At 46.6% G+C, this 12058-nt stretch carries 17 protein-coding genes and 2 tRNA genes; 16 read left to right on the forward strand and 3 right to left on the reverse strand.

Annotated features, from left to right (window positions below):
* Nucleotides 1-119: 119 nt before the first annotated feature.
* From AC50YG_RS10400 to AC50YG_RS10425, 6 genes are all read left to right on the forward strand, one after another.
* Nucleotides 120-284 carry a hypothetical protein gene (locus tag AC50YG_RS10400; protein ID WP_172455662.1) on the forward strand — a complete coding sequence of 55 codons (165 nt, stop codon included), beginning with the start codon at nucleotides 120-122 and terminating at the stop codon, nucleotides 282-284.
* A gap of 149 nt (nucleotides 285-433) precedes the next feature.
* Nucleotides 434-510, forward strand: a tRNA-Ile gene (locus AC50YG_RS10405).
* A 21-nt stretch (nucleotides 511-531) separates the two neighbouring features.
* Nucleotides 532-617: transfer RNA gene (locus tag AC50YG_RS10410), tRNA-Leu, on the forward strand.
* Nucleotides 618-761: 144 nt separating this feature from the next.
* On the forward strand, nucleotides 762-1763 hold the full coding sequence (locus tag AC50YG_RS10415; RefSeq protein ID WP_494826640.1) for a tyrosine-type recombinase/integrase: 1002 nt from the start codon (nucleotides 762-764) through the stop codon (nucleotides 1761-1763).
* 243 nt (nucleotides 1764-2006) lie between these two features.
* Complete coding sequence (locus tag AC50YG_RS10420; RefSeq protein WP_494826642.1) at nucleotides 2007-2495, forward strand: hypothetical protein; 489 nt, start codon at nucleotides 2007-2009, stop codon at nucleotides 2493-2495.
* A 515-nt stretch (nucleotides 2496-3010) separates the two neighbouring features.
* Nucleotides 3011-3115 (forward strand): putative holin-like toxin, encoded by a 105-nt coding sequence (locus AC50YG_RS10425; RefSeq protein ID WP_494826643.1) that lies wholly within the window; start codon nucleotides 3011-3013, stop codon nucleotides 3113-3115.
* 203 nt (nucleotides 3116-3318) lie between these two features.
* On the opposite strand, the gene AC50YG_RS10430 is transcribed toward AC50YG_RS10425, so the two are convergent.
* From AC50YG_RS10430 to AC50YG_RS10440, 3 genes are all read right to left on the reverse strand, one after another.
* A complete protein-coding gene (locus tag AC50YG_RS10430; protein WP_494826644.1) occupies nucleotides 3319-4302 on the reverse strand; it encodes a tyrosine-type recombinase/integrase in 984 nt (327 codons plus the stop codon).
* The gene (locus tag AC50YG_RS10435; RefSeq protein ID WP_494826645.1) at nucleotides 4303-5226 is read right to left on the reverse strand and encodes a tyrosine-type recombinase/integrase; all 924 of its coding nucleotides are present in this window, start codon (nucleotides 5224-5226) and stop codon (nucleotides 4303-4305) included.
* 207 nt (nucleotides 5227-5433) lie between these two features.
* The gene (locus AC50YG_RS10440) at nucleotides 5434-5673 is read right to left on the reverse strand and encodes a helix-turn-helix domain-containing protein (RefSeq protein ID WP_494826647.1); all 240 of its coding nucleotides are present in this window, start codon (nucleotides 5671-5673) and stop codon (nucleotides 5434-5436) included.
* A 103-nt stretch (nucleotides 5674-5776) separates the two neighbouring features.
* Here AC50YG_RS10440 and AC50YG_RS10445 point away from each other — a divergent pair, with 103 nt between their 5' ends.
* From AC50YG_RS10445 to AC50YG_RS10490, 10 genes are all read left to right on the forward strand, one after another.
* Nucleotides 5777-6010: a hypothetical protein gene (locus tag AC50YG_RS10445; RefSeq protein WP_494826648.1), complete on the forward strand. Its 234-nt coding sequence runs from the start codon at nucleotides 5777-5779 to the stop codon at nucleotides 6008-6010.
* A gap of 578 nt (nucleotides 6011-6588) precedes the next feature.
* The gene (locus AC50YG_RS10450) at nucleotides 6589-6945 is read left to right on the forward strand and encodes a hypothetical protein (protein ID WP_494826650.1); all 357 of its coding nucleotides are present in this window, start codon (nucleotides 6589-6591) and stop codon (nucleotides 6943-6945) included.
* Between the two features lie 735 nt (nucleotides 6946-7680).
* Complete coding sequence (locus AC50YG_RS10455) at nucleotides 7681-8007, forward strand: hypothetical protein (protein ID WP_494826651.1); 327 nt, start codon at nucleotides 7681-7683, stop codon at nucleotides 8005-8007.
* 82 nt (nucleotides 8008-8089) lie between these two features.
* Complete coding sequence (locus AC50YG_RS10460; RefSeq protein ID WP_494827156.1) at nucleotides 8090-9442, forward strand: TOTE conflict system archaeo-eukaryotic primase domain-containing protein; 1353 nt, start codon at nucleotides 8090-8092, stop codon at nucleotides 9440-9442.
* A 98-nt stretch (nucleotides 9443-9540) separates the two neighbouring features.
* Nucleotides 9541-10014 carry a hypothetical protein gene (locus AC50YG_RS10465; protein WP_494826653.1) on the forward strand — a complete coding sequence of 158 codons (474 nt, stop codon included), beginning with the start codon at nucleotides 9541-9543 and terminating at the stop codon, nucleotides 10012-10014.
* Nucleotides 10015-10135: 121 nt separating this feature from the next.
* Nucleotides 10136-10360 (forward strand): helix-turn-helix transcriptional regulator, encoded by a 225-nt coding sequence (locus AC50YG_RS10470; RefSeq protein WP_494826655.1) that lies wholly within the window; start codon nucleotides 10136-10138, stop codon nucleotides 10358-10360.
* 118 nt (nucleotides 10361-10478) lie between these two features.
* Nucleotides 10479-10874, forward strand: coding sequence for a hypothetical protein (locus tag AC50YG_RS10475; protein ID WP_494826656.1), 396 nt, complete (start codon nucleotides 10479-10481; stop codon nucleotides 10872-10874).
* Nucleotides 10861-11079 (forward strand): hypothetical protein, encoded by a 219-nt coding sequence (locus AC50YG_RS10480; RefSeq protein WP_494826657.1) that lies wholly within the window; start codon nucleotides 10861-10863, stop codon nucleotides 11077-11079. The genes AC50YG_RS10475 and AC50YG_RS10480 overlap by 14 nt, the downstream gene beginning before the upstream one ends.
* Nucleotides 11080-11217: 138 nt before the next feature.
* On the forward strand, nucleotides 11218-11385 hold the full coding sequence (locus AC50YG_RS10485) for a hypothetical protein (protein ID WP_494826659.1): 168 nt from the start codon (nucleotides 11218-11220) through the stop codon (nucleotides 11383-11385).
* A 186-nt stretch (nucleotides 11386-11571) separates the two neighbouring features.
* Nucleotides 11572-11979 (forward strand): cold-shock protein, encoded by a 408-nt coding sequence (locus tag AC50YG_RS10490; RefSeq protein WP_494826661.1) that lies wholly within the window; start codon nucleotides 11572-11574, stop codon nucleotides 11977-11979.
* Nucleotides 11980-12058 lie beyond the last annotated feature (79 nt).

A 12058-nucleotide genomic window follows, 5' to 3' on the forward strand; every position in this document is an offset into this window, starting at 1 on the left:
CGTCCCGTATGAGGCCTGAAATGGCTTTGTACGGGACGTTTGTTTTTGAAGGTGTAAAAGTCGATGCATTATTGTATTTGGCCTTTATTGGGTATTCTAAGGAGTGAGGAGGGATACCAATGAGGTGGATCTATTGGGTTCGATTATATGAGACAAAATTTCAGGCAGGCTGCCTAGTGCGGAGAATGGAAAATGACTGGTGGATCTACGGGTACGAATGTCCGCAGGAGGTCGAGGTTTTTCGCTCCAAGCGGGGACGTTACGGCGTGAGATTTTTGATTTAATTCAAAAGATTAAAAAAATGAAGAAAAATGCTTGACTTCACTATCTCATATATTGTATATTAATTCATGTCGCCATTTCAAATTGATGCGTTGTACGAATGGAATATACAGCCGCTTTCTATTAAATCGTCTTACTAGACGTTTTATGAGGGCCCTTAGCTCAGTTGGTTAGAGCGGTCGGCTCATAACCGATTGGTCGGGGGTTCGAGTCCCTCAGGGCCCACCATTGTACACCTCAATCTATTATGCCGGGGTGGCGGAATTGGCAGACGCACAGGACTTAAAATCCTGCGGTAGGTGACTACCGTACCGGTTCGATCCCGGTCCTCGGCATACCGCTTTAAATCACGGTGGCTTTACGGTGTCTGTACGCATCCTGCACGAATACTGCGATGCTACATTCACGTAGACCTGTGCGCCTGCTCTTCGTAATATTCGTTTCATTAACGAATTTTGCGAAGTGGAGGCGTTTTTTATATGTCCGAAAATAGTAAGAAAGGCCGCAGTCGTCGCGTTAATCTAGCGTCGGCTGGCGGCGGTAAATCTCCGATTCAATACCCTGCGGAATCCCTCGATTTAGACGCAGCTATCACGTCATTTATCCGTTACTGTCGCATCAGAAACCTTACGCAAGATACGCTCAATTTTTACCGCGATACTTTACTAGAGTTAACGCGGCAGCTTCAGAAGCAAAACGTTGAGAGACCGATAGATATCGTAAAGGATACGATCATGGTCGCATTAGAAACGAAGCGAAGTACGCCGATTAAGCGCGGTAAGGCGGAGACGCCCGCTGACGCAACGATGGATAAACTTGTCCGATCTTGGCGCGCCTTCTTCAATTGGATGCACACGGAAAGCTTCGTTGAGAAAAATCCCTTCGCAGGAATCGGTAAGGCGAAATCTGAACGCAGCATAATAGAGACGTTCTCCAACGCGCAAATGAAGTCGTTATTGAATACGCCTAATCGATCTACGTTTACAGGTCTCCGCGACTACACGATCATGTTAACGCTGCTAGATACGGGTATACGCATATCGGAGCTTGAAGGTATCAGCCTTCATCACGTTAATTGGAGCGACCGTACGGTTAAGGTTTACGGAAAGGGACGAAAAGAACGGCTCGTTCCGATATCTCGCGCTTTAGAAAAGGCGCTTCGCAATTACACCGAGGTTCGCGGCGTGCTGGACTGCGACTCGTTATTCGTAAATGTCGATAACAACACGTTTAAGGTTCGCGGCATTCAACAAGCGATTAAGCTGTACGGTCAGGATGCGCGGGTTAAAGGCGTGCGAGTATCGCCGCATACGTTCCGGCACACTTTTGCGAAAATGTACATTATGAACGGTGGGGACGCGTTTAGCTTGCAGAAAATACTCGGACACACATCGCTGGATATCGTCCGAATGTACGTAAATCTTTTTGGTACGGATATCTCCGAAAAGCACGATCGGCACTCACCGCTAGAGAATCTATAGATTACACATTGTTACCGCAATTTCCTTCGGGCGATTGCGGTTTATTTGCGTTCTTTACATTGTAAAATCCGACACTTCTTGCGATAATGTGAGTATTACATATAAAGGGAAACATAGGGGGTCTTGTTTTTGAGAAGGAATTACATTTTATTATCACTATTATTACTAATTACGGTTTTACTTATCGGCTGCGCAAAAAATGGAAATGTAGAAGAGGCGCCTAGTCCCGAAAATCAGTCAATCATGTTTTCGTCTACTAGTCCGACGGAAGAACCAACGCCATCTCCAACACCTTCACCTAGTCCAAGCCCAACGCCAGAAATCGGTCCGGCGGTACTCGGAGCTGAAGCGGTAAGTTTCGATAAGGAGTTCGGAGAACGCGGACATGACGATGGAGAAGGAGTTACATGGACATACGATGACGGCCGTATATTCTGCCTTGGTTACGATTATACTTGCGTGAACCTTACGATTGTATTCGACAGAATCCCGTTAGAGGACGCTTTGGCGGAAACGTTAAAGATGTCGCCAGCAGACGCGGTAGAAGTATCACGGACTGATAAAACGGATGACGGTATTACATACACATACGTTATCTATAAGAGTGAAACGCTGGCCGCGCAATTCGATGCGGAAAGTTTCGGCGATTCCGAGCCTGGTACGTTTATAGTAATACTCAAAGCCGATAAAGACGGAGTATTTTCGTCGGTACAAGGATTAGGTAATCGTTAGCAAAACAAATTACGCCAAACAGCGGTCATTCCTTACGGGGAGTGGCCGTTTTTTTTCGTTTATATTAACTGGATTTAAGATAAGCCTAGCATACAGGGCAACGCAGCGTGCTCTCGTTTAAAGGGGAGAACGAGTGTGGAGGCGTGTTATCCGCTATATATAGAAAGTTGGTCTAGATCAAATTAAGAAAATAATCTATATATAGTGTTCATTAAGAGAATTTATAATTTCAATCACCATATGTTGTATTTATATCTTGTGTTTGTAAGCAGGATTTGTTATTCTATGATTGGCGTGATTTGGAAAAATCCGAGCATCATGCAAATAAAATACGGAGAAAGTTGAGATTTATAAAGCTGAAGTGTACTTTAGATGATGCTTATATTGCATACGCTCTTACACGAAATTGATAAAGAAGTCAACAGAAATTCGCCGCGGCGAATTTTTATAGGCTACACTAGAATTACTGTGTATAATTATTTGTAGGTAAAGGCGGTAAGGAGAAAGGACGTATATTGAAGACAAGCGAAGTAATTAATTTAATGCTTCAATTCGGAATGTTCGTTGTATTTCTGCTTACTCTAATCGTAGCAATTATTGCTTTAGCAGTTCAATCTTAAACAGGAAAAAGCCCCGTTATCTTGGCGGATGGGGGCTTCACCTATACCATAAGTTTGTTACTAAACGTCTTACCGCTTTTACCTACGACTGATTAATATTAACATTAACATTAATGTAGTCTACTCAACTAATAATAATACTTCAGCTTGGTTGTGTAAATACAGATTGTTACGTGAATCATTGAAGAGAACTCTTCGCTTAATTACCTGAGTCTCGTTAGTGGAGAGAATTTCGCATGCTGTTTTCGTATATGCTCTTCATCAGCTCGCGAATAACTTCGGGTTGTCTCAATATCAGCATGCGCGACTATACGCTGAAGCGTCATTATGTCCCCGCCGTTAAGTAGATACATCGTACAAAAGTAACTACGGAATTGGTGCGGACGCGATAACTTAGGATCAACGCCTGCCCTTGCGGTATGCTCGCGCAATCTTTTACGAAAATGATCAATCTTAAGGGGGAGGCCGTTCTTCGCTATGAATAGATAATCCGATTCGTAGTGTACGCGGTTTAATTCGATAAGCTTGTCAATTTCGGCCAGTGTCTCCGTTGATATAGGGACGCGGCGACTCTTACGATTCTTATTCATAGATGCCGGTAAGTATATGGAGCAGGTTTCGTGATCTATTAAATCGGTATTGATTCGTAGGGCCTCGTTTATACGGAATCCACCGTCCACTAGAAGCAACATTACAATACGATCGCGAAAGCCTGCGTGAGTTGTAATATCCGGAGCTGCGAGAAGCTTCCGCACATCGTTGTCCGTGTAGGTCTGCCGTTCGTCTATGTCGACACGCGGTTTTTTGATCGTTTTGACCGGATTAACTTTAATCATGTGTTCATTCATCCAGAAAATAAACATCGTTTTCATCGTTTGTATCCGCGAAATAACGGTGTGCGTAGAAATTTTACTTCCTTTTACAATTCTATGCGGTATGTCGCTAAACTTAGTCTTATTGTGCATATAGTTGATGTACTCGCGCAGTAAGGCGGAAGTTATTTCGTTAACATACTGTATATCCGCATGTTCACTGCGGAGCCATTCCCGAAAGTACGTCCAGTGGCTCCGGTAATTCCTTAACGTCTGACCACGTAATGCCTCCGCTTGTTTTGCGTTATAAAAAACGATGAACGCATCCTCTAAGCTGTAAGCTGTAATTTCCAAGATATCTCCGTTAGTAGTCATCTAAGTTACCTCGCCTATTTTAATATTCTCCACCGGTGAAAATGATTTATGCGCGTCTCGCACTTCGCTGCTGAACAGATTAACGTACGTCAACACTTGGTCCATCGTACTGTGACCGAGGATAGATTGCAGCGCAAATAAATTCGCTTTATTTTGTACGCTGAGTCGGGCGAATGTATGCCGCATTGTGTGGGGCGAGCAGCGGACGTTTGTTATTCCCGCATTTTTACCGTGTGTTTGTATTTGTTCGTGGACGGCGCGCCGATCGATTGGTTTTTGATTTCCACGTTTAACGAAAAGGGTACGATGAGGAACGTCGCCGCGCCGATGAATGTACGTGATTAACTGCTGGCGCATTTTATCTTGGAAGTAGACGAAGCGTTCACGGGCTCCTTTGCCGTTTATCTTAATAGACATGACGCTCCAATCGATGTCATCGAGTGTAATTTCGCATAATTCACGTACGCGTATGCCCGTCTCTAAGAGAAGTAAGATCATAGTATAATCACGAACGCCGCTGAACGTATTTAGCTTTGGTTGGCGGAAAAGGGCAAAGAGCTGCTCGTTCGTAAAAGTGTTAACTACGGTTCGCTTAACCTTGACCAACGATATTTTTTTGAATGGGCTTTCCGGCAAAAGCTCTTCCTTTACGAGATAGTTAAACAAAGCGCGGGCGGCACGTAGTATGCAGTTAATTGTTGTCGGCTTTAACTCTTCTTCTTCCATGAGGTAAAAGATAACGTTCTCCTTCAGTACGCTGTACGTTATCGCGGCTGGATCGGTCGATAATTGTTGTATCTCTAAAGTATTACGTAGCTTCAGAAACTGGCGGTAATAGAATTCCAACGTATGCTTGCTTAAATTGGCGTACTTTCTATCACGTAGGAACAATCGAACAGCCTCTTCTAACGATAGCTCTCCCATTTAACCGCCTCCTCATATACTGTCCTCTCCGTATATATCGGCAAATCATCGCGACACTTTAACGCGTTACTGTGTTAACGAATTATGCGCGCATTTATAGCGAAGTCTCGACGCAGGATTGGCGAAAATAGACGCAGCTTAAAAACATCAAAAAACCGCTCGTTTTTTTGAGCGGTTTAGGTTATGCCGTGTGAAGGTGTGAATTACTTATTCCGATAAGCCATCATTCTTGCCAGCGTCAATAAGGGTTATTATTTGCCGAATATCTGAAATGTTTAAAGCGCTGGCTATTTTCTCGATGTGTGTAAAATTGATATTCTCTCTTTTGCCGTTTGTCAATTCGGAAAGAGCTGCCCTACGAACGTCAGTTAATAGCGATAATTCGTTTAGGGATATACCTCTTTCTGCGAGTAAATCACTAAGAGAAACGATCACTTTTTTATCCAATATGAAACCTCCCAAAAAAAGTATTGACTGTACTCATAAGCGTACACTATAATCAAAACAAATGACGTACGTATAAGCGTACAATACAGGAGGTTTCATCCGTATGTCTAAACAACCGCAAATTACGCACCGTCTTCGCTTCGTACTCCGCACCGACGGACTTATATTCGTTTCTATTCTCGATCGCCCATCTCCGTTATCCTTCTTGTCTCAGCCTGCCTATTTCCGTCGTATCACCGGCGTATCACCGCTCAAAACGATCGGTACTGTCCGCGTAACCGACCTGCAGTTCCGACAGCTTGGTTTTATTCCGCAGAAAGGAGGCGTCGCAATATGATTCTCGCTTATCCGAATATTAACGAGGTCCCGACGCCAGTTCGACGCAGAAAAACGCGCCTTGTAATCCGTATTATTGCCGAACTCGCGGCTGAAATTTCCTTCGCTATTATCCGGAGGTGCTTTCCGTAATGACAAACCGCTATAGTATTCGCGCTATCTATCACGGTCCTGCGTATTGGCTGCGGGGAAAGCACCGGTTTACAGATGTTTTCGGGGTTTTCGTAATAAATGACGGAGAGTGCGTATATTTGGAGTTGTTCCGATGAGAACGCGTCCGGATTACTGCAACGAATGCCGCACCGCCGTCCAATTCCGTTATGTGAAACACGATGCTGATTCCGTTTACGCTCGCTGCGTGGATTGTGGCGCGCTGTACGATCTGATTAACCACGGTCGCATACTCCGCGAGTTCCGTCCGTCGTTTACGCGAAGGCTGACGTACTATCTTCACAAAGCAAACGCATATGGGACGCAAAGATACGCAGCCCTACGCGGTCACTCAACGGTGCAGCCGCCCGCTTCCCGTTATAGGCGCCTGCTGGCGTATCAAGCCGCGATGAAAGAGAGGGCCGGCCTATGAAGCCCATCACCGTAATTAACGGACCGTACAGCGAGGGCGGTTCCGTCAAAATAGAGCGCGCATATCTCGTTTCGCCTTCAATCGCAATGTACGTTTCTGACGGTAACCTCTGGCTCGATCGCGTAATCCCCGTTCCAGGCCGTTTGTTTGAAACTTACGTAAGCGACGCAGGCATTATCTTGACGGAGGAGGCAAGCGGCGAAGCCGAATCGCTTATCGCGAATATGTACGCCGCGCTCCGCAGCATGGACGCGTTCGAGTTCGTAGTAACCGTTCTATTAGAAATCGGTATCGATCTCGATTGGATTCCGTTACCGCCTGACGAGGCTCCAACGACAGGAGCCGAAACCTAGCGCCAATTAAACGGCGCGATGGTCGCGGATCGTCGTTTCTGATGATTCCGTAAATTTAATCGCCCGTCCAGGTCGTTTTATCGTCCAAGTAGCGCTAACTGCTCGGATAAGGGTACGCGGCAACGTATCCGCTGTTCTAAAGTCCGTACCGGCTGCAACCGGATCGCTATGCGGGCCTTGTTTTACCGTCGCCGTAGTATGTACGGAATAGCGTCAACTATTTCGGCTACTCGGCGGCCGATCGATTGTTCACGAAGCTTTAACGGCGGCAACCGTGATAGCTTCGGTTCATATAAAGGGTAAGCTCGCGGTGTCTTGGACACTGGCGGATTGGCGTCCGCTATTGGTACGCGCTGCTTGCCGGAAGTATTGGCGCTCGGCCGGTGTGAGTCCGTTGTCGAGCGTCTTTCTATGTATTACGGGGGAACAAATGTTTGGTTTCGGATATTCAGAGTTTTCTTTAAAAATATGATGGGTTATGTCCCAATTTCCAGATAACAGGTACTTACTATAAAGTAACGAACCACATGTCCCAAACTGCTAACGGTTCATAGGTATATATAGTACGGAATAAAATTCACATGTAATACCGATTTCACGAACGACTAAGGAGGTGTTTGCAAAAAAAACTTTGCCCGTAAGTGTGAGAAATCGAATTGGCGAACGACTATGTGAATGTAGGCTGCGGATTCTTCCGTTTCAAATAAAACCAACCAATAAGGGAGACGATCGACAATGTTAAAAATGAAGACGATAAAAGCCGGTTATGCAGTATACATTCCTCGGAATAACGACGCAGGGCGCGCAATCATTGAGCGGCTCCTGAGTAATGGAATCGAACTGGACGTACGTCCGCTATCGCAAATGGGGCTGCGAGTTACGTCGCGCGATCCTCAGCTAATGGTTGAAGCGCTAAAAATCGTCGAGGAGTGGCAGCGCGAAGAATTAGCGGAACACGTTGCTTGGAAGTTTGCGGACAATATTCCGGTTTACGAAGGCAATGTGGTTAGTCTCTTTGGGCGGAGGGGGTCATTTAAAATGACTCCCTTCAAAAGGAAGTGAGGAGCGTGATTAGACAATGCAAAGAGTCATAGACAGGCTATTCGATCTATACCTTATTCAGCATTACCATTACCTTATCCAAATGCTCAACGGTAGCTATGTAACACGAAACGATACCCGCAGGTCGCTGCGCCTCCATCACTTACAAGGTCACCTCAACGGAAAACGTCCGATAGGCACGTTCGCGGGTGCTTACCTCACAAAGTTTATCTGTTTTGACGTAGACTACCGCGATCCAGTCGTCGCCAAGTGGGTGACGTACAAGCTGGCCCATACATTAGACGGAGTAGGCCTTCATAATTACGCGATCTCGTATAGCGGCTCTAAAGGGTATCATGTCGAACTGTTTTTCGACAAGGCGATTAGCCTCGAATCTTCGCGCCAAGTTTTTAGCCTTATTATTGCGAGAGCGGATTTATCCGGAGCTACGGGCGGTGAGGTCGAGTTTCGTCCGTCATCGACGCAAGGAGTGAAGTTGCCGCTCGGTGTTCATCAGAAAACAGCGGCATTCTGCGGTTTCTGTGAGATTGGTGACGGCTTGCGCGTGATGGACCGCGACGAATCAATAGCGTATTTTCTTACGCTAAAGAAAACGAATCATGCGGACGTGTTGGATCTGATTGCGGAAGACCGGGCGTACGAAAACCGTGAAGCTGCCGATATGGAGGACGCGGTTAGCCTACATAAACCGCTTGCTACATACGACCAGTCTGAGAGCTACACGTTGGCTCACGCAGCTAATCGCTTTAACGAAGGAATGACGGGGCCGGGCCAGCGCCATAAATCGTTTCTACTACTAGCGCGCCTAATGAACCATAACGGAGTTGAGCGGCCATACGCGTTAAATGCAATAACGGAATGGTTTGCATGGCAGGACGCGCGGCTCTATACGTCAGATTGGGCGTATTGTATGCGAGACTTACGGGAATGCGTAGACTACGTATACGATCACGATAAGACGTTGATAACGGAGCAAAATCGCGATTTGACCGTCTCATTTAACGAAATTGACACGATAATTAGGAGCTGTCCAGGGAAGGCGCAAAAGGCGCTGACTTACGCGATGTTAATTCATTCAAAGCGGTGGGCGAACGAGTCCGGAGTTTTTTATATGACATCAGCGCAAATGGGCGAGGCTGCGGGGATAGATGCAAGGACGGCACGGCGGAAGATAGACGAACTCGAAAAGATCGGAGTTATCGCGATTATAAGTCGGAATCAAGCGCAGAAAGGGACGTTCAAGAAGAAGCCGAACCTTTACCGGATGAATTTAGGTGGCGAAAGTTTGGACAAACGTAGTTACGAAGCTGGTAGCGGTGATTTTAACGCGTGTGTTAGGCACTTCTATACCGAGCAGGAGATAAGGAGATTACTACCACGTAGGCAGGGAGTGGCGGTACTTAAAGAGTATAGAGCATCCTTAATTAATAAATAAACCTATTATAGGACAAAACGTACACACTAATTGCATTATCTTTATTCGTCAAATATAGCATTCAATTAGTCAAAGGTCAACTTAAACAGGGGGTACTTATGAACAACATAGAGCCAATACGAAATTTGAATCGAAAAAAGAGGGAGCAAAGAATCGAAACGGGCAATGTAAACCGTTACTTAAACTTGTATGCTTTCTGGGATGCACATTACAAGATAATGGACGACGATCTTCGTGTAATGATAATCGAATCAGCTTTAGAAATGCTTGGAAGGTCGGGATGGCTCCGTAAGCAGCTTGAATCACGAAAATATCGACATCCGATGACTAGGCGTAAGAGTGGGCGGGCGCGCTTTTCTGTGTTGGACATATTCGCAGATTTTCTCATGCGTCCGGTGCAGGGAGAAGAACGAACTGTAGAATATCCGGTGAAAAATGCAGACGCAGAATGGTACGATGTCCAAAAACGACAGGATAGAGAGATTTCGTATGAGTCATTTACAGGCGGCGGCGGACAGGTAGACTTAGATAGGCGGGTTTATATCCCGAAAGAAAATAAAGAAATATCCTAATTTTTTCGAAAATTCCCTATATTTTTGTCTGCTGGTTTCCATATATAAGTGACGGGGAGAAATACCCCTTTATTTATTTGACACCTAGTAAGGATTCGATAGAACAAAGGAGGTAACAAGCGTGAACAGCGAAACTATCCGAGCTATTCGGGTGAGTAAGGGCATGTCACAGGCAGCATTCGCCCACTCGGTCGGGGTAGCCGAGTCAACGATTGCAGCCGTTGAGAGCCATCACCGTAGTGTATCCGACAGATTATCGCATCTAATCAAGCAGCGTTACGGCGGCGACACGGACGTGCTTGAAGCGATTCGACGTGAGAAACAGTTCGACAATATGACGCTATAAGGCGTCTTTTTCTTCACACAAAAATCGTCTTACAGCCGGACTCTAAACGGTTGGGAAAACGCGGGCTCCAATTCAATAAGGAGGCAGACCGCAGCACTCCGTAGCGAGGAAGATCGGAATGGTTACCGTATCTGCTAACGAAGAAGGGTACACGCTTATTAACTACGCTGAAGGCAAGCGGCCGCTGAAGGTTACCGCCTACCACATTGACGACGAGGTTTACGACGGTTATTTCTCGGAGGTCGTCCGGTTCGTAAAGGCGGAAGCAAATGCGCCCTCACACGTCATCAAAATGGAAGAGTCGAAGTTCTTCGCGCTTGCCGAGCGCCTGGCGACGGTATTCTGCAAAGCCTATGCGCCGACGCGCAATGCTGCTATTACAAAGCCGGAGATTCGCGCGGCAATTCTGTTCGTGCTTTATGCCGGAATTGAAGCAGGCCATTATCCGGACAGATTTACGATGACAAACACGACGCTTGTCCAGCTAGGCGGTGATTATCATGCAAGTCGCTAACCGGTTGTGGCGTATGGACAGCGATAGCCTGGCCGCTTATGTTGAGGACCGCGAAGTAATCGCGAAGATAAGACGCAGTTATCCGGACTTTATCGAAATGGCCCGTTATTATCGCGAGGGTAGTTTAATCGCGATTCAGTACCGAGTCCCGTCGAAAAGGAAGCGTTCGGCGCGAAATCTACTCGGCGTTAACGTAGATCGCTAAACGCCGTTTTAACCGCATATTAGACGTTGCAAGCACGGGAGGTGTAAATACCTTCGGGGCTTCTTTAGCGCGCCTAAAATACGGCAGAATCAGCGAAAAGCGTACCAAATACGCAGCTATTTCGAAGGAGGGGCCAATGTGAAGCAGCAACGTGAAGATACGACCTATTGCGGCTACCTAAACGCGGCGAAAAGCTGCTCATTACTAACCGCTATGGGCAAGGCGGATACGCGTTGCAAGCTATGGCGCGATGAGGATTCGATTGCGTGTCGATATCTCAGCACAATAGCCAAGCGGAGGAGGTAAGCGCATGTTATTCGTTTCCAGTATCGAAAAGCTACCGCCTAACGGCTACCAACGCCTTGTTACCGTTGTAAGTACGGATACGGGAGATGTGGCAGGAACGTTAATGTACGGAGATTCCGTGAGCGATGCGCATATCCGGCGTTTAGCTCCGTTATTGATTAAAAAACGAAGGGGAGCAAGTAGAAAATGAATGGAAAGCAAACGAATACGAAACCAGTAGCGTCATTAAAGAGTTTTGCCCAGCGCCAGTTTGAGCCGGTTATGTGGCCGGAGAATGACGAACTTACCGGAGCTGCGATCGAGTTTATCGGACCGTCGCTCGGCAAGTCACCGCGAAAGCCAGCGATTGAACGAAGAGAGCCGGATTATCTACCGGTCAGCTCGTCCAAGCATACCGATAAGGTTCGCTATTACAACGCGGAAAAAGGATTCGGCAAGATCGGAGAGGCGCGGCTTTTCTTCCACGTTAGCGCGATTGTAGACGGCAACGCGTCATTCATTCGCGATGGTGTAACGGTAGCGTACGAGGAAAGTGTAGACCGACGCGGCCGACCATGCGCCGTAGACGTGCAGCTCGTAGAGGTATCACGCTGATGCGGCCGCTCGTCGAGATTATCGTAGCCGATGTCGGTAGACTACGCTTTATGTCCGCTATCCTTTATGACGAACATGG

The organism is Paenibacillus sp. J31R34, assembly GCF_059383715.1.